Genomic DNA, 23291 nt, shown 5'->3' on the forward strand with positions numbered 1-23291 from the left:
ATAAGATGAAAAAAATTTTAATTATTGAGGACGAGACTAGTATAGCTGAGCTTGAAAAAGATTATTTAGAACTTAGTAATTTCAAAGTAGATATAGAGGTTTCAGGAAAGACAGGCTTAGAGGCGGCAAAGGAAAAAAACTATGAATTAATTATACTTGATTTAATGCTGCCTGAAATAGATGGTTTTGAGATATGTAAACAAATAAGAAAAATCAAGAACACTCCTATTCTTATGGTGTCGGCTAAAAAGGAAGATATAGATAAAATAAGAGGTTTAGGTCTTGGTGCGGATGATTATATGACAAAGCCATTTAGTCCTAGTGAGCTTGTGGCAAGAGTAAAGGCTCATATAAGTAGATATGAAAGGCTTGTTAATAGCAGTAATAAAAATTTAGATGATGAGATTGAAATTAGAGGTCTCAATATAAACAAAGCATCAAGAAAAGTATTCGTAAATGGAAAAGAGTCTCAATTTACAGCTAAGGAATTTGATCTTTTGGTATTCTTAGCTCAAAATCCCGATAGAGTATTTAGTAAGGAAGAGTTATTTGATAAGATATGGGGAATGGATTCATTTGGTGAAATAGCAACGGTTACAGTTCATATAAAGAAGATAAGAGAAAAAATTGAAAAGGATACTTCTAACCCTGAATATATTGAAACCGTGTGGGGTGCAGGATATAGGTTTAGAGGATAAAAAGATATAGGGGAAGGAGTGTCCCCTTATTTTTGTATAGTGATTTTATGAAAAATTATATTGAATAATGAAAAGGTTACGGCAGATAATATACTGGTGATGAGTAAATGTTATATAAAATTAATTTTTATTTAAAAAGTTTCAGGATGCAATTGCATAAAATTCATTTCTATTACAATTTATAAAGAAATGTGAATAAATTAATAATTAATTATAAGAGCTATATATTTAATAAAGTGATAATATGTAATCCTAGATTTATTGTTTTATTTATAAATATACTGTATAATTAATTATATTTAATAATGGAGGGTGGTCTAGCGATGGAGGCAAATAGTATAGATGTAAACAGCATACTAGCTAATAAGAATTTAATTATAAAATTTCAACCTGTTGTATCAGTGATAAAAAAATCTGTAATTGGTTTAGAGGCGGTTTGTTTAGGTTCTTCTGATGATAATGGGGGAATTATTTCTACATCAAAACTTTTTAAGACTGCCGAAGAGCAAGGTGTTTTAATTGAGCTTGACAGACTTTATAGAGAAAAGGCAGTTAAGGAGTTTGTTAAAGTCTACAAAAGGAATAAAGAACTACTTTTATTTTTAGATATTAATATATCAATAATAGATAAGTATGTTGGCTCTGGAATAATAATGAACTTGATATCGGATTCTGGAATATCTACTAATAATGTTGTGCTTCAAATTATTGAAGGAAAAATGACTAATTTAGAAGCTCTTAAGAAATTTATATATTTATATAGAAGCAATGGTTTTTTAGTAGCGCTTAAGGATTTAGGGACAGGTTTTGCCAATATGGACAAAATATCTTATGTTGAACCAGATATTATAAAAATAAACAGTGTTTTGACTAAAGGTATAGAAGTTGACTATTATAGACAAGAAGTATTCAGATCCCTTGTTAATTTATCTAAAAAGATTGGTGCGCTTGTTGTCTGTGAGGATATAGCTTCAGAGCAAGAGACTATGATGATAATGGAGCTTGGAGCAGATATGCTTGAAGGATCATATTTTGAAAATGATTTTGATTTAGGTGAAAAATTTTTAGACGCAAGTAGAAAGCTCATAGATGCCACAGCGGTAAAATATGAGAAATATACAGAAGAAGAAGTAAAAGCTAAGGAAATGATTTATAGTGGATATGATTTTGTTATAAATGAAGCTTTAAAGGAACTTTCATCTTTAACAGAGGATAAGTTTGATGATTCTATAAATACAGTTATAAATAAGAATAGCAAGCTTGAATGTGTATATGTACTTAATAAGGAAGGTATTCAGGTAGGTAGTACTGCTACTAGGTTTACAGATATGGTTCCACAAAGAGCACTTATATTTGAACCAGCTCAAAAAGGAACTAATCATTCTTTGAAGAAATATTATTATTTTCTTAAAACAATGAGTCTTAATAAATATGTAACAGAGCCATACATATCACTAGCTACAGGAAATTTATGTATAACTATTTCTGCAGTATTTAAAAATTTAGAAGGTAAAGAATATATACTATGTGTTGACTTTAATCCTAATTATATGAGTATGTAATTTAGATAAAATATAATTTTTAAAACTAGAGGGCTTGATAAAACTTACACTTATTCAAAAAGTATCGTTTGATTTATCATATTTAAAATACAGTTGCTTTTGAACTAGAGATAAGATTATCCTCTAGTTTTTTTTATTTTATTTATATAGTTATCTTTATATTATATCGAATTGTATGTTACAATATAATATAGGTAAAAAATAGAATTTACATATAGGCCTTACCAACACAGGCTAAATATACATAAGATAAAAAATATAATATGATACAATTGATTGAGAGGGATTAAAATGGATTATTCTAAAATAGAGGATTTTCATGTCAACATTAAGAAAGATCAGCGAAATAAAATTATATTTTTATTAATACTTTTTTGTATGTATTGTTTCACTCAAATTTTATTTTTAAATTATGAATTTTACGCGAAAACAAGTAATGTTTTTAAAATGATTTTTGATTTAGGTATCTTAATTTCATCTATTATAACCTACAAGTTTTCGGGCAGAAAGTCAATTGGCCATACAAGGTTTGGTTTTGCAATTGTGGTTATTATGGATTTTATATCTTTGGTCGTTACATTAAGGTATGGTAGTTTTCCTAGAGAAATCTATAGATTCATAAGATGCAGCGAAGGTATGCAAAGTTTTGTTATTTATACATATATTGTTGGAATTGTTTTTAGAAATGTTGATGATGAAAATAAAGATAAGTACGTAAAGGTTGTAGAGATTATATCTTTTGTGAGTTTAACTTTATTGATGATATCACTAGTACTTGTAGAAAAAGTTTTTACTTATAAAGTTATAACTATATATAAATTTAATATATTTTGTGTTTGTATATGCCTATTGATAACCTTAATATTTATATACAATTTATATAGTAGAATGAAGTACATTAAGGATAATTGCTTAATTAAGTGGTATGTTCTTGTATACCTTGCAGTTATTATACCAAATGTTTTAGCCTTAAGTAGTACCCTTATGGAATTAAGGCCTTTTATGGAATTCATAAGCTCATTTATAATTTATATTACAGTATCAGAGAAAGTAATAAATAAAACAATAAATAATGCTAAGGCTGAATTTTATAGTTTAAAGAGAGATAAGCTCTCGTATAGAGGTGTTCTAGAAAAACTAAAAGATGGGGTTATAATAAAAAATGAAGATAAAGTAGTTTTTATGAATGAAGCTCAAAGGAAAATGTTTGGGCTGACTAAAGATAAAACTGTTGAAGGAATAGATATAAATAAAATTGTACATAGATGCTGCTGTAAGGCCCAAAATAATGAGAAGAAAATAATTACAGCTGGCGGTAAAGAGCTATATTTAGAGGTTGAAGCTTTTGGTATTACAATTAATGGCGAAAGGCTTACACTTGATATAGTTAAAGACGTTTCTGATGAAATTCTTGTTAAAAAAAGTAAAGAAGAAATTGAAAAGGTAAAGAAAACTGATAAGCTCAAAGGGGAATTTTTTACCAACATAACACATGAACTTAGAACTCCAATAAATGTTATATACAGTGCACTTCAAGTTATGGAAATGAGAATTGATAAAAACAATTTTGATAGGCGCAATTTAAATAAATATATGAAAGTTTTAAAGCAAAATTGCTATAGACTTTTGAGAATAATAAGTAATTTAATTGATATAACAAAAATTGATACTGGTTTTTTAAAACCTTGTGTAAGCAACAGAGAAATAATAGGCCTTATAGAAAATATAACCATGTCCATAGTTCCTTATTTACATGAAAAAGGAATGGAACTTGTATTTGATACAGATGTAGAAGAGAAATATGTTCAATGTGATCCAGACATGGTAGAAAGAATTATGCTAAATTTGCTTTCTAATGCAGTTAAATTTAGAAAGGAAAAAGGGTTAGTGCTTGTAACAATACATGATAAAGGATCAAGGATAGTGCTAAAGGTTAAAGATAACGGTATAGGAATACCTAAAGAAAAGCAGAAAATGATATTTAAAAGATTTAAGCAAATTAATCCTTTGCATGTAACTCCACATCAAGGGAGTGGTATAGGACTTTCTCTTGTGAAATCAATAGTGGAGATGAATGGAGGTAAAATATCGGTAGAAAGTGAAGAAAATGTTGGTACCACTTTCATCATAGAATTTCCAGCAATTCAAAATGAAATTATGGAAGAATACAAGCAGGTTAAGAAGGTTGATGATAACAGTATAAAAAACATAGTTGAGAAAGTTAACATAGAATTTGCAGATATATATTTGGAGTAAGGTATATATTAGTAATTAAAAAAACCGCCTATATAAGGCGGCTTTTTTAGAATGGTTTTTGTTTAATGTTATAAAACTAAAATAAAAGCTTTGATATATTCCAACCCCAGGTTGGTTCTGCACCCAATAGAGAACGTGTTCCAGATGTATTTAAAGCAAAAGCTGATACAAATACTATTGCGCAAAGGATTAAAACTAATATAAATTTATTACTCTTTTTTGGTAACATATAAACATCTCCTATTTACTTACTTAAACTTTATTAAAAAATTTAATATTTTATCTATGTCTTCGGTTTTATTATTTTGATTAAGAAATTTTAATAGTTTGTAAAAAATATTAGTACATACTTTTTGCTGAGAGTTGGAAAGAACAACAGCTTCTAAATTAATCTCTTCTAACTTTTCAAAATCATTAAGTTGTATATATAAATCCGTTAACAAGGAAAGCGTTTTTTCCTGCAAAGAGTACTTGTTATGATTTTTAGAAAGAGTCAATGCTTTTAAAAGATATTCCTCAGCTTTCTGTAAATCGCCTAAATAAATAAATGCTTTAGCTGCGTTAAAGCATGCAACACTCAGATAACTATCATCTTGAGAACTTGTAGGAAATCTATCTAAAAGCAAATTTAAATATTTAATAACTTCATCCTTTACATCCTTTTTGGCAAAAGTATCAATCAAATTGGATAAAATTAATAAATATTGAGACGATTTTATGTTATTGGTATTTAAGAGGTTAAAAATTCTTAAATAAATTTCAGCAGCTTCATCAATCCTATTTAAATCAGATAAACAACATGCTTTATTATTTAAAACATCTATAAGTTTAGAAGTATTATCTTTAATAAGAGGTTCAAGGTTATCAATAACTTCGAGAGCTTTTTCATAATAGTGCATGTAGTAATAACATAATGCGGTATTAAATAAAAATATTGATATATAATCGTCAGGCATGTTTTTAAAGTGATTTAAAGCAAAATTACAGCATTCAATACTTCTATCGTATTTTAAAGAGTTTAAATACATCAAGGATAATTTCCTTAAAATACTAAGCAGGCTTTTGTTGTACGAGGTTTTATCCAATATATCAAAAGCCTTTTCGTAGTACAATACGCTTTTAGCCAAATCATTTTGTATGTAAAAATAGTCTCCTGCTAACTCGTAAATTTGAACCTTCTTTTCCTTTATATCCCACTGTATTAGGAATTCTTCTGCGCTTTTTAAAGACTCATAAAATCTGCTACATTTGTATACAAGTAAGTTTTTTAATTCGTCAACATAATTTTCTAATATGGAATTTGCTTGAGCTAGTTCATCTTCTAAAAGATAATCCGCAGTTACATCCATTTCAAGGTTATTTTTTTTAGCGATTTCCTTTAAGTTCTTTATTATTATTTCGGCAGTACTTTTTGTAAGCTTTGCCTTGTTATGTTCTATTTGACTTATGAGATTGCGAGTAACTTCTTCTCCAACAATATCGTCTTGTCTTAGGCCGTATTTTTTTCTTATTAATTTTATTTTATCTCCGGATGATAAAATTTGACAGTTTCCCATACCAAGTCTCCTTATAAGTTTATTAGCACTAATAATATCCTTACATTACAATAATAACAAATATGATATTTAATGTAAATTGAACAATAATGCGTAAAAATGACTAAATAGAGCTAAAAAGTACGATTACATTCATTTTACAAGAAATGACTTTTTAAAGCTTTAATTTATAAAAAATAAGTTTTAGGATTACATCATAAACTTTATATAATAATTATATGATGTAAACGTATTTATATGCTTTGAGTAATGTAGAAAATATTGTACTATAGTTAATAACTAGTGTAAGAGTAATCATATAACAATTTTCAAGAAATGTTAGTAGGATCTTGAATAATACGTAGTAATTCATTTCAATTGTTTAGTTTATAATTAAAGAGAATTTAGACTTAAATATAATAATTGAAACGATAGAATTTTAATACACAATTATTGAAGCGAATATATTGAACTGCAGATAATACATTTGTTTTGTATTACTTAAGGGCACTAAAGTTAATATGATAAGTAATTTTATCACAAGATGATAGATTACAGTTTTTCAAATGATTTTACAAAATTATTTTGGAGTGTTATCAAATCAAATATTGTATTGTCTGCATTATATATAATTAAATTTTGTTCTTTCTAAGATACTTCGTTCTAGGATCCATATAAATAAGTAATTTACCTATTTTACTATAATATAATTATATCAAATATTTTTAAAAATAAGAACTGAAAAAATGATGCTTTTACAGCTATTTTTAATAAAATAGAGCTATTTTAGCTAAATACCATACTTATTCAAATATTTTCCATTAGTTTTAACATGATGAAGTGTTTTGCTATGAATGGATTAATGCGTAAATTCTAAGATTCCATAAGAAAAGAAATAATTAAAAATTTAAGAAGTGATAAGCAAATGTTTAATGTTTGATTATCACTTCTTAAGTTTAATTTATAATTTCAATGATGCCTAGTATTATAAAAAGTATTCCAGAAAAAAGAGGGGTATACTTTCCTAAGAATTTTCCTAATATGTGATTGCCAATATATTCTCCAAATAAAATTGCAACTATGCTTAGTGTAAAGGTAAATATAAGTGTAAATTGAATGCTTACGCCAGTGATGCTTGCGGCTACACCAGTTCCTAGGTTATTAAAGGTTAAACCAAGGGCTACTAAGATAGCTTCCTTTATATCTATATCGCCAGAATTGTCTAAATCGGACTCTTCGGCGTATTTTACCATATCAGTGACATCTTTAACAGCTAAGCTTTTTGAAGAAGTATTTTTCTTAAGATTAGGTATACTCACAATTACAAAATATACTCCTAGAATAATTATAATAACAGCACCTAAAATGTTTGCTGTGTGCTTAGACAAGAATTTAGCTATATAGGTTCCAACGGTCATTGATAGAAATGTCCCTAAAGAAGTTGTTATAGCTATTATAAGATTTGCTAGTAGTCCTATTTTTATTTTTTTGATGCCATAGGCCATACCAACGACTACGTTGTCTAAGTTAGAAGATATACTAAACAATAATGCAGAGAAAATTAATATCATATAGTTACAATCCCTTTTTATTGGTTATATTCTAATATATTCCTTAAGGGATTCTTTGTTGTATAACTTATATAGATTTATTAACAGTATGCTTTTTCTTTTTTATATAGTGTAATCTTTCCTTGAAAAGTTTTTCCCTGCCTTCAGTAGTTGGAAAATAATATTTCTCATCTTTTAAATTATCAGGTAAGCACTGCATGTCAACTACTTTATTATCAAAATCATGTGCATATTTATAGCCTTTTGAATAGCCTAAGTCTGACATTAGTTTTGTAGGAGCATTCCTAAGGTGAAGGGGTACACCAGAGGCCAAGGTTTCCTTCGCATCTTTTTTTGCCTTTTCATAGGCCATGTAAATAGAGTTGGATTTTGGTGCTAGTGAAAGATATACTACAGCCTCTGTAAGATTAACGCTGCATTCAGGCATTCCGATATAATGACAAGAGTTATACACATTAACAGTAACATTTAATGCATTCGTATCAGCAACTCCAATATCTTCAGAAGAAAAACGTATAAGTCTTCTGGCTATATAAAGAGGATCTTCTCCTCCCTCAAGCATTCTAGCAAGCCAGTAAATAGCAGCATCTACATCGCTGTTTCTCATGGATTTATGTAGAGCAGAAATTAAATTATAGTGTTCTTCTCCATTTTTATCGTATATGAGAGCTTTGTTTTGCATACAGTCCTCTAGTATACCTTTATTTATAGTTACCACACCATGTTCTAATTTACTGCTTAAAACGGCCATTTCAAGAACGTTAAGGGCGGTTCTTGCATCTCCATTAGAATATACAGCTATTAAGGTTAAAAGGTCTTCTGAGATTTGAATATTTTTATTTTTAAAGCCTCTAGTATCGGTTAAAGCATTTTTTAGAAGTTTTACAATGTCATTATTAGAAAGTGGCTTTAACACAAAAACTCTGCATCTTGAAAGTAAGGCAGAATTAACTTCGAAGGAGGGGTTCTCGGTGGTTGCCCCAATTAGAATAATATCTCCTTTTTCAACATGAGGGAGAAAGGTATCCTGTTGAGATTTATTGAATCTATGAATTTCATCTATAAATAACAAGGTACGAATACCAAATAATCTATCTTTCTCTGCTTTTATCATAATATCCTTAATTTCTTTTATACCAGAGGTTGCAGCACTAAACTCAACAAAGTTACATTTTGTCGTTGAAGCAATTATCATGGCAAGAGTAGTTTTACCAACACCAGGAGGCCCCCACAAAATCATGGAGGTAATGCTGTCTTTTTCAAGCATATTTCTAAGTGCCTTGCCTTTTTCTAAAATATGTTCTTGGCCTATATAGTCACTTAAATTTCTAGGACGCATACGACCTGCTAAAGGGATGTTTTCAATGTTTTCAAATAGTGAACCCTGTGTATAATTCACAATAATACCTCCTTTAAAATGCGAACATATGTTTTTATGTAATTATATCACTAAAAATAGTTTTTATACAAATTTTTATTGTATGACGATAATTATTATTATATAATAAAAATAATCAATAATTGATTTAGAGGTGATATTTATGGAGATAAGAGAAGGAATGAAAGCGCCAGATTTTTCTCTTAAAGGATCAGATGGTAAGGAACATAAATTAAGTGATTATATTGGGAAAAAAGTAATTCTTTATTTTTATCCTAAGGACAATACACAAGGATGCACTAAAGAAGCTTGTGAATTTAGAGATAGTTCTAATAAAATTAGTGATTTAAATGCGGTTGTACTTGGAGTAAGTAAGGATTCAATAAAGTCACATAATAATTTTATTGATAAATTTAAGCTGCCATTTGTACTACTTTCAGATGAAGAAGAAGTTGTATGCAAATTATACGATGTGATTAAAGAGAAGAGCATGTATGGAAGAAAATATATGGGTGTTGAGAGAAGTACTTTCATAATAGATGAAAATGGAATTGTAAAAAGTATTTTCAGAAAAGTAAGGGTTAATGGACATGTTGAAAACATAATAAAGTCTTTATGATGGTAGAAAACGCCAATAGGAATTGTTTTAATATCCTTTGGCGTTTTTGTTTTGGGAAAATAAAGCTTGAATTTTATGGATAGTATCTGTTAAATAAAAATATTACCATTAAAAATTACAAAGATTATGGCATTATGTTAATGGTAAGCAAATTATGAAATAACTCAATATAATTAAATAAGTTGATTTACATTTATGATCTTTCAAATGAAATTCATAATAATTGCTGATGAAATATGTAAAAAAATAAAATATGTGATATAATAATATATAGAAAAACGTAAATTAATTTCATAACATTTAGTTTTCGCTTTTCTATAAAATAGAATAAACCAATTATATATAAAACTAATAGGTTAATCATGGTAAAGGTAAATCTGTAAATTTATAAAAGAATAGTTATATGGGGGGGATTAATGATAATCTTGTAAGGTTCGTTTATAAGTATAAAATTAAGATGAAAAGGGAAAGAAGTGCCATGAATATTGAATATATGAATCAAAAAGTTGAGTTTTCACTGGTTCGCAAGGAAAGAAAAAGTATAAAAATTTCTGTTAATAGAGACTTTACGATAGAGGTAATTGCTCCATTTAATGTAGCAGAAGAGGAAATAAAAAATGTAGTGTACAAGAAAATGAAGTGGATAATAAAACAAATGAAGAGAATGGAGAATATTATTGATATAAATGAAGAGATAAAATATTCAGACGGTGATGCATTTTATATTTTTGGGACTCCTTATAGACTTATAGTAAAAAAGGGTATAAAAAATAAAATGAGGATTTTTGGAGAAAATGTATACATGTATATAAAAGAAAAAGATAATTATGAGTACAAAAAAAATTATGCTGAAAAATGGTATAAAAAAATAGCAGCAATTGAATTAGAGTATTTATATAACGAAAAATATAAGATATTTGATGAGATATATGATGAAAAACCTAAATTATGTATCAGAAAGATGAAATCAAAATGGGGAAGCTATAGCCCAGCTGATAATAAGGTGGTTTTAAATACACAACTCGTAAAAATTCCTAAAACCTGCATAGAATATGTTATAATCCATGAGCTCTGTCACGTGAAATTTAGAAATCACAGGAAGGAATTTTATAATTACGTAAACAACTTCATGCCTGATTGGAAGCTTAAAAAAGAATCACTAGATAGGTATGTTAATGTTTAAATGAACAAAACATAGTGAAAGCTGATAACTAAAAAGCTTATCAAAACTTAATTCTATATTATGAATAAGTCTTGATAAGCTTTATGTTTTATAATTAATTTTGTGGATTTCCTGATAAATTTAGTTTTCCGTTTAGAGAAAGATAATCAAAAATTTGCTGATAAATTTGTTTTACAACTGGAGCTGCAGTATCAGAAGCATAATAGCTTCCATTGCTAGGTTCATCAACGGAAACAAGTAATGTAACCTGAGGATCATAAGATGGTGCCATACCTGCAAAAGATGACATATACTTTCCAGCTGAATATCCGCCTGTTTTTGGATCAGCCTTTTGAGCTGTTCCTGTTTTACCTGCAATGTGGTAGCCAGGAATGTCAGCGTTCTTACCAACACCATCATTATCACTAACTACTCTTTCTAGATAGCCCCTAAGCATTGTAGTTATATTAGGATCTAATATGTTTCTTTTTCCGTAGTTGGAGTATTTGCTATCAGTAACAGCCTGTCCATTTTTATTTTCAGTTATTTCTTTCATTACATGAGGTCTTATCCAAGTTCCACCATTTGCTATGGAGTTAAGAGCAGCCATATACTGTACAGATGTAACGGAAATACCTTGTCCAAAGGCTATGTTTGATAAATCTACTAAATTTACTTTATCAGTGTCTCTTACAATTCCAGTTGCTTCGCCAGGTAAATCGATGCCAGTTTTTTGACCAAATCCAAATAGGTGTATGTATTTAAGCAGATTGTCCTTTCCAATTCTTTGTCCGAGTTGCATAAAACCAACATTACAGGAATGCTTTAAGATATCAACAAAGTTTTCATATCCATGTCCAGATAACTGCCAGCAGTGAATGATGGTTCCATTAACACTTAAACTTCCGTTACAATCAAAATCCATAGCATTGGTGTCTTTTACTGTTCCAGTAGCAAGACCAGTATAAGCAGTTACTACCTTAAAGATAGAACCGGGCTCAAAGGTTTGTTGAACAGCATTTGCTTGAAAAAGATTTGCAACATCAGTAGATACTCCGTCTTGTTTTGCATAAGGAGTATTTGGGTTATAATCAGGCTTATTTACCATTGCTAAAATTTCACCAGTTTTTGGATCCATTACTGTTATATTAACAGCTTTAGCTTTATTATCGGTCAATGCTTGCTGAGCTGCCTGTTCCGCTATTAACTGAATGTTCTTGTCTATTGTAAGTACTACGTTTTTTCCATCCTTAGGTGCTACGTATTTATAGGTTCCATAAGGAAGTTGTTTTCTTGTAACATCAGTTTCAACACTTTTATAGCCTGGTATTCCTGCTAAAGTTTTGTTGTAGGATAATTCTACGCCAGAAGCACCACTTCCGTCTGATCTAGTATATCCAAGTACACTTGAAAGAAAGTTATTGTTTGGATATTCACGAATAGAATCCTCAGAGGAAATAAAGCCAGTTATATTTAAGGCTTTTATATTGTCCACTTTTGTTTTGCTAATTTGTCTAGCAAGATTTACAAATCTTAGTGGTACCCCATCTGGTGATTTTGCCGAAAGTGTTGAATATATTTTGTCAGAAGATGTACCTAAAATTTTTGATAATTTATCGGAAAGAGTTTTTAATGTCATTTTTTCAAATTTTAGAGATTCACGTAGAGTATTCATATCAACATCCACTCTATAGTCACTTATGCTTGTAGCAAGTTTGTTTCCATTCCTATCTAATATGTCTCCGCGCTTAGGATAAAGTGTAATTTTGCTTACTCTTTGATTTAAAACTTTTGCTTTATATGTATCAGAATGCACAAACATTATAAAAAAAAGTCTAAAAATAAGTGCGGAAAAAACTATAGAAAAGATAAAAAGGACCGTTAATAATTTTTTTCCTAAAACGAGTCTTGGGTTTTTTCTCTTTTTTTTCAATTAGTATTCTCCCTTCGTTCTAAATAAAACGACTAAAAATATATCTTAAATTATAGCATATTTAATTTTTAAAATAAATTACTTAAAAATACTAATAGTTTGTGTTAAAATGATATTGTTGTATTTGCATATTTATGAACAAAAAGGAAGTGGTACTTTGAATCCGGTTGCATTTACGTTATTTGGACTTGAAATAAGATGGTATGGAATTCTTATTGCTACAGGAGTAATTTTAGGACTCTTCATGGCATATTCAAACAGTAAATTACGAGAAATTGAGTATGATTCTGTATTAGATATTATTTTGATTTCTCTTCCTATAGGTATAATAGGTGCGAGACTTTACTACGTTATTTTCCAATTTAAGAGTTATAATGGAAACATAATTGATATGATAAATATAAGAAATGGCGGACTTGCCATTCACGGCGGGCTTATATTTGGATGCTTAGCTGCTTATATTTATTCAAGATATAAAAAGTTAAGTTTTTTAAAGCTTATGGATATTGCAGCGCCTTCTATAATTTTAGCTCAAGCCCTAGGAAGATGGGGGAATTTTTTTAATGGCGAGGCCCATGGAGGACCAGTTACATACAGTTTTATAGAGAAATTTCCTAAATTTATTCAAAAGGGCATGACTATAGATGGTATGTATTATAATCCAACTTTTCTGTATGAATCTACATGGGATTTTGTTACATTTATAATATTGATGCTTTTAATTAGAAAGTGTAAGAATAAGGGAGTTGTATTTTTTGGATATGTAGGATTGTATTCCCTTGGTAGATTTTTTATCGAAGGAATGAGAACGGACAGTCTAATGCTTGGCCCTATAAGGGTAGCTCAATTGGTTAGTATTTTAGGAATGCTCATTTCATTGGGATTTATTACATTTTCATATGTGAAAACAAAAAGAATTTCAAAATAATAATTGTTATTATTGAAGAAAGAATATATAATAGTAAGTATAAAAATACCCTTTTATAGAGTGAAAGAAATTAGATAATATAAATATAGCTCTATAAAAATCAATCCCTTACAAAGATTAAAGAAGCAGGTGTGAGCTGCTTCTTTAATTTTTTTTTGAAGCTTTAAAAAAATCAATCCCAATATATAGGTCTATAGTAAAGTTTTCGTAAACTTATTTAAAGAATTTATAGTTTTAAATAAAATAGAATTATGTTATAATAACTCGGATAAAACAGTATTCTTTTGAAACTGTATTTCAGGTAGAATTTTCACAGGAAAGTTCGAATTATATCCTTAATGGAATAAGAACGGAGGAAAAAAATGAGTAATAAAAACATGTTTAAAACAAGACAGTTAACTGTTATCGGATTACTTTCAGCTATTTCTATTGTTTTAGGGTTAACTGGATATGGATTTATACCATTGCCTATAGCTAAAGCAACCATTATGCATATTCCTGTAATTATAGGAGCTATACTTGAAGGACCAATAGTTGGAGTGGCTATAGGACTTATATTTGGAGTGTTTAGTATAATACAAAATATAATGTCTCCAAATTTATTGTCTTTTGCATACATGAATCCTTTGGTTTCAGTTTTGCCTAGAGTTTTAATAGGGGTAACTTCGTATTATGCGTATACACTAATAAAGGCAAAGAACCAGTCTATTAAAATAGGAATTAGTGCAGTGGTTGGAACCTTAACTAATACCTTTGGGGTACTTACCATGATTTATGTATTATATGCAGCTAGATATGCAACTGCAAAACATATAAGTGCTAAGGCTGCAGCTGCAACTATTTATGGAGTAGCAGTTACAAACGGTACTTGTGAGGCTATTATATCTGTATTAATAACTATTCCTGTAGTTTTAGCTGTTAAAAAAATTATAAAGAGATAATCTAAAGGAAGTGTTTATAGTAATTTTTAGAAGCACTTCCTTTTTTGAATATTTAAAGTAATGAGAAAATTTAAATTATACTAGTAGCTCATATTAAACAGGGATGTTCCGTTATCATTATTTCTTGGCTCGTAGCCACCGTTCCAAATTATGAAGTAACTTGCTTTGGGGTAATTTAACTTGATAGCATCTGACCATCTTTTATAATCAAATTTCTTTATTAAGCGATTTTTATTGTCCACATAATCTCCGCCAACATTTGGGCCAAGCTCTGGAAATCCAAATGGTTTATCAATTCCAGGATAAGTGACTCCGTTGTAAGTTCCGCCTGTAAGCTCTGCATAGGCTCTTTTTACGTATGTGTCTGTTGAAGGGTTATCGCTATAAGCATCCATACCAACCATGTCCACATAATCGTCACCAGGATAATATAATGCTGCATTCTTTCCGCTATTAGGTGCGTAACAAAATTTTAACCAAGTTAATCCGCGGCATCCAGAATTTTTACTAACCAAATAATCATGTAGATTTATCCAAAGTTGTTTATACTGAGACACGTCTTTATCTCCCCACCAAAACCAGTTTCCGTTAACCTCATGGAATGGGCGGAAGTAAACTGTTCCAACATGTCCGTAGTATTCAAGTCCGTCACCAACCTTTGATACAATTGCCTTGTAATTCTGAAGGAACCAAGGGCTAGAAGAATTGATATCTTGAATTTTTGTATTAGCTAAAGTTGCAAAATCCTGAGGAGATATAGAACCATTACTAGTTCCACCTGTAGGACAAGGCATATGAGCTGATATTATGACGTTTTTTATTAAATGAGCATAAGGTCCTTTGTATTGCTTGATTAATGGGATATTTGGCTTTTGAAGATCACGTATAGTTGAGGCACTATCCCAACTTATGGAAGATGAGTCGTTATTCCCGTTCCAATTGCAAAGGTCATAAGATATAATATCTAATCGATTGGAATAGCCATCGGTGTAGGCTATAGATGTGTCAATATTTCTATCCCATCCAAGAAAAACACCAGCTTTGCATGTTGAAAAAAATGCGGAAACCTTAGTTGGATTTGCTGCAGATATAATGTATAGTACTGCAAAAATAGATAAAAATAGTTTTTTTGGATTTTTTAATGTCATTTTTGTCACCCTCCTGATTTAAATAATAAATGCTTTATGTCAAATATAGATTTTATGCTAAATAAATTTATTATTATAAATATAGACGTCCATTAGCAGTCAATTATGTACACTGTGTTTTGTAAGTATATAATAGCACTTTATAAAAACGTTTACAATAGTATTTTCCAATTTTTTTTGAGGTTTTTTATATTTGCTTAAAATATTTATTAAAGTTTATTGGATATAAGTGTAATAAGTATTTGCAATAATATAGTATATTTCACTATTTGCTATAAATAAAAAGGTTTTTTTGACGATATATTGATGTTAATATAAATTTTAATACATTTATGTAGAAATTACAATATATTTTTTGAAAATTAAAAAAATAATATAAAGATGTAGCATTTGAAAGAATTAAGTACTATTAATAAAAAAAGAGAAATTGTTGTAAAATTAAGTTGATTTTCAAAATATTTCTAACATATTTTGAATTAGGTGAGGAAGTTTCTGTTGCCAATAATTTAACACTTGGTTTCCCGGGTTTATTAGGCAATATATTATGAATAGTATTATGACCCAATACAAAATAATGACTTAGGCTTAGTTAACTATTCACCATTATTGTAATAAAAAAACATTTGGGGTAAAATACAGGTGAAGGAGGCAAAATAATGAGTAATAGTGAACTATATTATGAGGAACTGACCGACCTTTCCGTTCGGATTGCGCTAGGAATTAAAAATAGGACGGAGCCCCTTGATGAATTGAATCAGGCAATGACTCAATTAAGCCAAACTAATGCCATAAAAGGCAACGCGGCTAATGCAATGAAAGCCTATATTAGCGAAGTACATATGACCTTGATTCAAACCCTTGAGCTGATCCTTAACAATTATGAAATGGCACTTGGTAAGTATGTTAAAGGTTATTTAGAAGTGGATAGTGATGAGAGTTTCAAGCTCATTAAAGAAGATTTTGATGCCCATAAGCATAATCTAAGCTCACACCAATCTGATTTTACTTCTATTGGCAATAAATTAAAAGCTATTTCAGATGAAGCAGAGGATATTATACCCCTAAGAGGAGCAGGCAGCAAACGCCTCTTCAATGTTGCTAAAGATATGGGCACCATGAAAGAAATAGTAAGCAATCTCAATAATAAATGGAACGATTACGAACAGGCAGACCCAGGCTTCAATCAAGTTCAAGATTTAATTGCACAGACAACATCGCTTTTGAAGAGTACGCTTTCGGTTCCACGTGGCTATTCTTATAGTCCAGGAAGCTTTAGCAAGCTTATAAGTAAGGATTTTGTGAATGCTTTTGAGGTTAATGCAAATTATGCACAAAATGCCGATAATCAGAAAGCTTTTAAGGCTAATTGGGATAGAATTAGTAAGAACTATACTACTGACCAAAATCGAATGGCTGAAGAAGCAAAAAAGGAAGCTCAAAAAGAGGGACTTATTGGACTAATTTGGGACGAGCTTCAAATTGCAGGTGGTACCGTTATTACAGTGATAGGACTAGGTTTAACGCCATTCACAGGTGGATTATCCATTGGTTTAGTTGTTTTGGGCGGTAGTATGGTGGTTGGAGGAGTTAATAGTGCTATAAATCATACCTCAATGGCCATAACTGGCAAGGGTTACAATCTAGTAGGAAACTTGACAAATGGGGCGTTACAATGGTATAACAAAAACATTGGTGAGCCTTTAGTGAAAACAGGAAATCCCATTGCAAAGTTTGTGGCTGGTTTTGGCAGTGGTGCTATTGAATTGGCTGGAGGAATGGGTCAGTTTAGTGTATATGACACAGGAAAAACAGTACATACTTTATGGACAAATCCTCAAGCAAGAGCACAAGTTGGTAAAAGCATTGGAAATTGGTGGAACCAGATTCGCAGTGGAAATGCATATGTTATAGGACAAACAGCTGCGGTGGCTGCAAGTGTACTTGTGGCACCAGAAGATATAGGTGCTGCGGCTGGTGATGCAAGCAAGGCGGAAAGTTTACTTGGTAAAGTAGGTACATTCTCAAAATCCATCGCTGTTTCAAGTGTAGAAAATGCTAAGAACATAGCTACTTTACCATGGAGAACCGTTGATAACCTTGGTAGTAAGGTTGCAGATTTGCGTACAGTACTTAATGAAGGCAAGGGTGCTATAGGTGATTTAACAAAATCCGTTGTTGTTTCAAGTGCAAAAAATGCTAAGAGTGTATTGACTAAAGTAAAAGGAACAGTAAGTGACTTTGGGACTGCTTCAGCTGAATTTGCAAAAGCTTTTGGAAAAACTTACGTGGAGGAAAGCGGTAAGTATGCAAACACTTGTTTTTCTGCGACTGGTGCAGCGGGAGCTGGTGCAAAAGCCGCTTATAAAGCAACTATTGCAGGAGCGAAAGAAGCTAAAAGTGCTTTCAGAGTGGGTAAAGCTGGAGAAAATGGTTTTGGTGATATGGCGGCTGAATCTAAAAGATTAATACCAGGTACTCCTGGGGTAGTTACAGGTGGAAGTTCTACAAAACTTGGTAAAAACATGTTTGAGGAAATGGGATTACCTCGATCAACAAAACGCACGCCCTATCAGGCTCAGCATATTATTCCTAAGGATTTTAAAGAGCATCCTATTATACAAAAGATTGGTATGGATATGGATCATGCTTCAAATGGATATTTCCTTCGTCGACCTGATGAATCTATCAGCCCAATGTCTCGACACGAAGGATACCATGCAGTTTATAGTGATTTTGTTGAGAGACAATTAAATGCTATGGATATCAATCAGAGTATTAATATATTAGAGAAACAAGTTTATGATTTGCAACAAAAGTTAAGAAAACTTCAAGATAAAGGTTTACCACTATATATGAAAGATGATTACTTGGAAAAAGAGTTGAGTAAGATTAAGAAAAAAGGCTTTGATGCATATAAGCAGGACAGAGTTATTAACAAGAATAAAGTCAAGCCAATCTGGGATAGGGGCGGAGGCGCAACAATAGAACTATGGGAAAGGTGGTTTAATAAACTATGAAATATGGTGCATACTCCGATCTAATTAAGGAAGTTATCGATTTTAGTAACACAATGGATAGCCATAAAAAAGGTAGCATCCCTAAGGATATTTTTGTTATAAACGAATTTGAAAAGATAGAGGATTTTGCATTTGAAAAATTATATGGTGAGGATGAATATACTTGGTCGGATATTAGGCAATTAGAAATGAGTAAGGTTAAAGGAAAACTTTACAGGTTAAGAGATGATGAAAAACCTAAGGAATTAGATTTGCTTTTGGACATTATATCAGAGGGGTTAAGAAGGCATATAACAGACTCCTATAGTAAATTTTTCGAAAGCGTTGTAGTTGATTTGAAAAATTGTGCTGTTAATCGATCTGTAAATGGAAGAGCTATAAACTTTTATGAAAAAATGTTTAAAATCTACCAAACAGGAGGGTTCCCTTGTGGTTGGGATGGAGAATATCCTGAAGGTAGGATAGTTGCTTACTATCCAAAAGAAGTTGATTTATAATGTATTAAGTTCTAACTAAAAGAAAAACTAAGTATATATTATATATAACTATGATAAGAGTCAATGTTTCTAATTAAGAAACATTGACCCTTTTTCCATGTAAAGAGATTGAATGGAGTAAGGCTTATGTGGAAATTAATTGAAGATTTCAAGATGAGCCTAATAGAGGTTGGGAAAAGTCCTAAAACAATAGAAGCTATGTCTGTGACATTAAGGATTTTAAAGAGTTTCTAGTTTGACTTTTTACTTTCCTATCATGTATAATGCTTAAATTACAAGCTTCATCCATATTTTGTAAAAGTTTGTGGCTGGTTTTGGCAATGGGGCTATTCAATTGGCAGGAGGAATGGGTCAGTTTAGTGTATATGACACAGGAAAAGCAGAGCATACTTTATGGACAAATCCTGAAGCAAGAGCACAATTGATGGCACAAATGGGAAATTGGTGGAATCAGATTCGCAGTGGAAATGCATATGTGATGGGACAAACAGCTGCGGTGGCTGCAAGTGTACTTGTGGCACCGGAAGATATAGGTGCTACAGCTAGTGATGCAGGCAAGGCGGAAAGCTTACTTGGTAAAGTAGGTACATTCTCAAAATCCATCGCTATTTCAAGTGCAGAAAATGCGAAGAGTGTAATTAATTTACCAGGAAGGGCGCTTGATGATGTTAAAAAAGCAGCAGGATTTGTAAATGGAAAGCTTTTACCAGCGTCAGGAGAAGCGGTAAAAAGTTTTGGCAAGGTATTAAAAAATACAGGCAAAGATTTAAAAGGATTAACTCGTCAAGTAGAAGCTGAAATGCCCGGTGTGGGTCGAGTTAGTGTAGGATCTAATATAGAGTTTAGTGAAGTAGTTAATGATTTTAAAAATGGAGTTGGAAATATTAAGGATAACTTTGTGAAGGCCGTTAAGAGTGGAAATGGAGTGGAGTCTAAAACTGAAATTAAATTAGGTAAAGCAGATTTAGATGTATATAGAGCTCAAATTGGAGTTCCAGAGAGGAATACAGTTTCCGTAGGAAAAACTGATGTAAAAGGATTAGAAGGTAAGAAATTTAATGGAGCATCACCAGAAGTTAGAAAAGAAGGAGGATTACAAGGGTTAGATGACATATTTCCAAATCGTGGGATAACAGCTCCATATGATAAAAGTATACCAGGTCATAAACAATTTATGGAACATGCAGAAGAAGGCTCCATTGCTGAATTTGAGGATGCTATTGAAAAAGCGGGACTAAAACCAGAAGATGTTAAAGGAACATTCTATATCCACCAATCTAATCCAAGAGGTGTTTGTGATAAATGTACTTTAGGTCTGTTTAAACCTGATATTTACGGGAGAAAGGGTATATTTAAGCAATTAACTGATAAGTACCCAAATTTAAAAATAAAGGTTACAACACAAATGGATTATTCTATAGAATTTCCTAGAGGCACTTTGTCATTTGAAGTGAAAAATGGTGAAGTGTTAAACGCTGTACAAGTAAGAAAAAATCCAAAAAATAAATTTCAATTTTCGCATTATCCAGAACAGGAGTGATATTTAATGATAAACTTCATAAAAGAAATTAATGAATATGCAAAAGTTACTATAGGATTAGTTATTGCTGAAAAAGTATTTAGTCTAATAGATAAAAATGATTATGGATATAATCTTGGTAGAGAAGCCTTAGATAATAGTTGGAAGTGGCTTGAGGGTGAAGAAATAGATGCTGATGAATTATGTGATTATATTGGTAATATCGATGGTGAAGAGGACATATCAGGAATTGCTTATATTACAAAACAAATAAAATATAAGCATATGTGGTATGTACTATACTATGCTATAGCATATACATCTTGGCTGGCGTATATTAATGAAGATAGCTGTCCACCCGAAGAGTTAGATAATGTTAGTGATGATACATTAATATATATCATTCAGAATGCAATTAAAACTGAATTGTTTAAAATTGAAAGTATTAATAGAATAAAAGATTATTTATTAGAAAATTACCCTCTGAGTAATATGTCAAAAGAAAAAAATATAAGTAAAAAAGAAATCATGAAAATGTTAGATGATAATTAAGTTAGATGGTATTTGTGAAAATGGAAAAGCTGCTGTAGCGCTAATTATGTCAGAAATTACATTAAATAGTATAGAACAACACAATACTGAGTATAAGTTTTGTAGAGATGCTATTGATATGTGTTGGGAATGGTTGGAAGGTGGTAATGTTAATAAATATGAAATATGTAGTTTGATTGCTAATGATAATAAATGCTTAGCTGATATAACCAGTAATACTGAGGATGATAAATTAGGAAATAAATATGGTACAATTATGATTTCGGTTTCATATGTAGCATGGCAAGCATATAACAAGGAGAATAATTACCATTATCCACAATATTTAGAAATAATTGATGATGAGTATTTAGTAGAATTAATTAAAGATTTGATTGAAATAGACAAATTTATTACAGAAGAAATATAAAATTTATTTTAAATAATTTTAAAGAAAAGTATCCGGATAATGTGAATGATAAATTCTGTAGAATAAGTAAAGCTAAAATCTTAGATAATATAGTTAAGAGAATGAAATAGTAGTATACTATTTTGCAAATAGATTTCTACTGCAAAATTAAGAAGTATCTAGATACATAAACTAATAGAATTAATAAATGCTATAAAAATTGATGGAATATTATATATAAATGAATTTATAATTATAATAATGAAGTGAAAAGATGAAATGAATCAGCTTAAATTAAGTAGGCTGGTTCATTTTTTAGTAGTTATCATATGTTATAATACATTCATCCTCAAGCAGGAGCACAAGTTGGTAAAAGCATCGGAAATTGGTGGAACCAGATTCGTAGTGGAAATGCATATGTGATAGGACAAACAGCTGCGGTGGCTGCAAGTGTACTTGTGGCACCGGAAGATATAGGTGCTGCGGCTGGTGATGCAAGCAAGGCGGAAAGTTTAGTTGGTAAAATAGGTACATTCTCGAAATCCATCGCTGTTTCAAGTGTAGAAAATGCTAAGAATATAGCTACTTTACCATGGAGAACCGTTGATAACATTGGTAGTAAAGTTGCAGATTTGCGTACAGTATTTAGTGAAGGTAAGGGTGCTATAGGTGATTTAACAAAATCTGTTGTTGTTTCAAGTGCAAAAAATGCTAAGAGTGTAATTAATTTACCAGGAAGGGCGCTTGATGATGTTAAAAAAGCAGCAGGATTTGTAAATGGAAAGCTTTTACCAGCATCAGGAGAAGCGGTAAAAAGTTTTGGTAAGGTATTAAAAAATACAGGAAAAGATTTAAAAGGATTAACGCGTCAAGTAGAGGCTGAAATGCCCGGTGTAGGTCGAGTTAGTGTAGGACCTAATATAGAGTTTAGTGAAGTTGGGAATAATTTCAAAAATGGAGTTAGTGATGTTAAGGATAACTTTGTAAAGGCAGTTAAGAGTGGAGATGCTAGGATAACTATAACAAATATGGACCAGGCAAATGAATGGGGAAGTCAATATTATGATAATTGGCTAAAGTCTTTAAATGATAGTGAGAGAAATGCTATCAGGCAATATACTGGGAATGACTATAAAAAGATTAACAATTATTTAAGAGGAGTTAATGATTCTTTAGATGGAATAGATCCTAAAATAATTGAAGATATAAAGAGTGGACTTAAGAAAGCAAGTGTTCCACATGATATGAAAGTATACAGAGGAACAGATTTGAATCCTCTACGAAACTTGATTGATGTTGGTAAAGATGGTAGTTTGGATTTTAGTTCCTTGGTTGGAAAAACATTTAAAGATGATGGATTTATGAGTACTGCTCTTGTCAAAGAATCATCTTTTGATTATATGAATGTCTCATGGGAAATAAATGTGCCGAAAGGTACCGAAGCAGCGTATGTCAGTAAAATTAGCTATTTTCCTGATGAGGCAGAATTACTTTTAAATCATGGACAAGAAATGATAATAAAAGAAGCCACTGTAGGTAGTGATGGAAAATTGAATATTGTTTTAGATTTGAATTTAAAGAGGTAGG

General features: G+C 30.7%; 19 protein-coding genes. 13 read left to right on the top strand and 6 right to left on the bottom strand.

Annotated features, from left to right (window positions below; genetic code table 11):
- Positions 1-5: 5 nt before the first annotated feature.
- From CA_RS01845 to CA_RS01855, 3 genes are all read left to right on the top strand, one after another.
- Positions 6-698 carry a response regulator transcription factor gene (locus CA_RS01845; RefSeq protein WP_010963644.1) on the top strand — a complete coding sequence of 231 codons (693 nt, stop codon included), beginning with the start codon at positions 6-8 and terminating at the stop codon, positions 696-698.
- A 323-nt stretch (positions 699-1021) separates the two neighbouring features.
- Complete coding sequence (locus CA_RS01850; protein WP_010963645.1) at positions 1022-2260, top strand: EAL domain-containing protein; 1239 nt, start codon at positions 1022-1024, stop codon at positions 2258-2260.
- A 291-nt stretch (positions 2261-2551) separates the two neighbouring features.
- Positions 2552-4516, top strand: coding sequence for a sensor histidine kinase (locus CA_RS01855; protein ID WP_010963646.1), 1965 nt, complete (start codon positions 2552-2554; stop codon positions 4514-4516).
- A 76-nt stretch (positions 4517-4592) separates the two neighbouring features.
- Here the strand turns inward: CA_RS01855 and CA_RS01860 are convergent, their stop codons facing one another.
- The 4 genes from CA_RS01860 to CA_RS01875 form a co-directional block, all read right to left on the bottom strand.
- Positions 4593-4745 (bottom strand): hypothetical protein, encoded by a 153-nt coding sequence (locus tag CA_RS01860; protein ID WP_158306556.1) that lies wholly within the window; start codon positions 4743-4745, stop codon positions 4593-4595.
- Positions 4746-4764: 19 nt separating this feature from the next.
- Positions 4765-6072, bottom strand: coding sequence for a helix-turn-helix domain-containing protein (locus CA_RS01865; protein ID WP_010963647.1), 1308 nt, complete (start codon positions 6070-6072; stop codon positions 4765-4767).
- A gap of 935 nt (positions 6073-7007) precedes the next feature.
- Positions 7008-7622: a manganese efflux pump gene (locus CA_RS01870; protein ID WP_010963648.1), complete on the bottom strand. Its 615-nt coding sequence runs from the start codon at positions 7620-7622 to the stop codon at positions 7008-7010.
- A 67-nt stretch (positions 7623-7689) separates the two neighbouring features.
- Positions 7690-9021 (bottom strand): replication-associated recombination protein A, encoded by a 1332-nt coding sequence (locus CA_RS01875; protein WP_010963649.1) that lies wholly within the window; start codon positions 9019-9021, stop codon positions 7690-7692.
- A 142-nt stretch (positions 9022-9163) separates the two neighbouring features.
- Here CA_RS01875 and bcp point away from each other — a divergent pair, with 142 nt between their 5' ends.
- Both bcp and CA_RS01885 read left to right on the top strand, forming a co-directional pair.
- Positions 9164-9619 carry a thioredoxin-dependent thiol peroxidase gene (gene bcp, locus CA_RS01880; RefSeq protein WP_010963650.1) on the top strand — a complete coding sequence of 152 codons (456 nt, stop codon included), beginning with the start codon at positions 9164-9166 and terminating at the stop codon, positions 9617-9619.
- Between the two features lie 478 nt (positions 9620-10097).
- Positions 10098-10802: a SprT family zinc-dependent metalloprotease gene (locus CA_RS01885; RefSeq protein ID WP_241428631.1), complete on the top strand. Its 705-nt coding sequence runs from the start codon at positions 10098-10100 to the stop codon at positions 10800-10802.
- Between the two features lie 94 nt (positions 10803-10896).
- Here CA_RS01885 and CA_RS01890 read toward each other — a convergent pair whose 3' ends face one another.
- A complete protein-coding gene (locus tag CA_RS01890) occupies positions 10897-12714 on the bottom strand; it encodes a penicillin-binding transpeptidase domain-containing protein (protein ID WP_010963652.1) in 1818 nt (605 codons plus the stop codon).
- 109 nt (positions 12715-12823) lie between these two features.
- Between CA_RS01890 and lgt the strand changes: the two genes are divergently transcribed.
- Both lgt and CA_RS01900 read left to right on the top strand, forming a co-directional pair.
- Complete coding sequence (gene lgt, locus CA_RS01895; RefSeq protein ID WP_010963653.1) at positions 12824-13642, top strand: prolipoprotein diacylglyceryl transferase; 819 nt, start codon at positions 12824-12826, stop codon at positions 13640-13642.
- Positions 13643-14004: 362 nt separating this feature from the next.
- Positions 14005-14583 (top strand): ECF transporter S component, encoded by a 579-nt coding sequence (locus CA_RS01900; protein WP_010963654.1) that lies wholly within the window; start codon positions 14005-14007, stop codon positions 14581-14583.
- Positions 14584-14663: 80 nt separating this feature from the next.
- Here CA_RS01900 and CA_RS01905 read toward each other — a convergent pair whose 3' ends face one another.
- Positions 14664-15731, bottom strand: a complete 1068-nt coding sequence (locus tag CA_RS01905) for a glycoside hydrolase family 26 protein (protein ID WP_010963655.1) — start codon at positions 15729-15731, stop codon at positions 14664-14666.
- 656 nt (positions 15732-16387) lie between these two features.
- On the opposite strand from CA_RS01905, the gene CA_RS01910 reads away from it, so the two are divergent.
- The 6 genes from CA_RS01910 (at position 16388) to CA_RS01935 (ending at position 23290) form a co-directional block, all read left to right on the top strand.
- Positions 16388-18748: an AHH domain-containing protein gene (locus tag CA_RS01910; RefSeq protein WP_010963656.1), complete on the top strand. Its 2361-nt coding sequence runs from the start codon at positions 16388-16390 to the stop codon at positions 18746-18748.
- Positions 18745-19245, top strand: a complete 501-nt coding sequence (locus CA_RS01915; protein WP_010963657.1) for a hypothetical protein — start codon at positions 18745-18747, stop codon at positions 19243-19245. The genes CA_RS01910 and CA_RS01915 overlap by 4 nt, the downstream gene beginning before the upstream one ends.
- A gap of 334 nt (positions 19246-19579) precedes the next feature.
- Positions 19580-20785, top strand: a complete 1206-nt coding sequence (locus CA_RS01920; protein ID WP_010963658.1) for a hypothetical protein — start codon at positions 19580-19582, stop codon at positions 20783-20785.
- Positions 20786-20791: 6 nt separating this feature from the next.
- Entirely contained in the window at positions 20792-21316 is a 525-nt protein-coding gene (locus CA_RS01925) for an Imm6 family immunity protein (protein ID WP_010963659.1), read from the top strand.
- Positions 21306-21725, top strand: a complete 420-nt coding sequence (locus CA_RS01930) for an Imm6 family immunity protein (protein WP_010963660.1) — start codon at positions 21306-21308, stop codon at positions 21723-21725. Before CA_RS01925 ends, CA_RS01930 begins: the two co-directional genes overlap by 11 nt.
- 398 nt (positions 21726-22123) lie before the next feature.
- Positions 22124-23290 (top strand): ADP-ribosyltransferase, encoded by a 1167-nt coding sequence (locus CA_RS01935; RefSeq protein ID WP_010963661.1) that lies wholly within the window; start codon positions 22124-22126, stop codon positions 23288-23290.
- Position 23291: the final 1 nt, after the last annotated feature.

This window comes from Clostridium acetobutylicum ATCC 824, from assembly GCF_000008765.1.
GTDB lineage: Bacteria > Bacillota > Clostridia > Clostridiales > Clostridiaceae > Clostridium_S > Clostridium_S acetobutylicum.

Coding starts and splice junctions, on each gene's coding strand:
- CA_RS01930 (WP_010963660.1), top strand. CDS start 21,306: ATGATAATTAAGTTAGATGGTATTTGTGAAAATGGAAAAGCTGCTGTA.
- CA_RS01845 (WP_010963644.1), top strand. CDS start 6: ATGAAAAAAATTTTAATTATTGAGGACGAGACTAGTATAGCTGAGCTT.
- CA_RS01860 (WP_158306556.1), bottom strand. CDS start 4,745: ATGTTACCAAAAAAGAGTAATAAATTTATATTAGTTTTAATCCTTTGC.
- CA_RS01900 (WP_010963654.1), top strand. CDS start 14,005: ATGAGTAATAAAAACATGTTTAAAACAAGACAGTTAACTGTTATCGGA.
- CA_RS01910 (WP_010963656.1), top strand. CDS start 16,388: ATGAGTAATAGTGAACTATATTATGAGGAACTGACCGACCTTTCCGTT.
- CA_RS01885 (WP_241428631.1), top strand. CDS start 10,098: ATGAATATTGAATATATGAATCAAAAAGTTGAGTTTTCACTGGTTCGC.
- CA_RS01865 (WP_010963647.1), bottom strand. CDS start 6,072: ATGGGAAACTGTCAAATTTTATCATCCGGAGATAAAATAAAATTAATA.
- CA_RS01870 (WP_010963648.1), bottom strand. CDS start 7,622: ATGATATTAATTTTCTCTGCATTATTGTTTAGTATATCTTCTAACTTA.
- CA_RS01905 (WP_010963655.1), bottom strand. CDS start 15,731: ATGACATTAAAAAATCCAAAAAAACTATTTTTATCTATTTTTGCAGTA.
- lgt (WP_010963653.1), top strand. CDS start 12,824: ATGATATTGTTGTATTTGCATATTTATGAACAAAAAGGAAGTGGTACT.
- bcp (WP_010963650.1), top strand. CDS start 9,164: ATGGAGATAAGAGAAGGAATGAAAGCGCCAGATTTTTCTCTTAAAGGA.
- CA_RS01850 (WP_010963645.1), top strand. CDS start 1,022: ATGGAGGCAAATAGTATAGATGTAAACAGCATACTAGCTAATAAGAAT.
- CA_RS01855 (WP_010963646.1), top strand. CDS start 2,552: ATGGATTATTCTAAAATAGAGGATTTTCATGTCAACATTAAGAAAGAT.
- CA_RS01915 (WP_010963657.1), top strand. CDS start 18,745: ATGAAATATGGTGCATACTCCGATCTAATTAAGGAAGTTATCGATTTT.
- CA_RS01925 (WP_010963659.1), top strand. CDS start 20,792: ATGATAAACTTCATAAAAGAAATTAATGAATATGCAAAAGTTACTATA.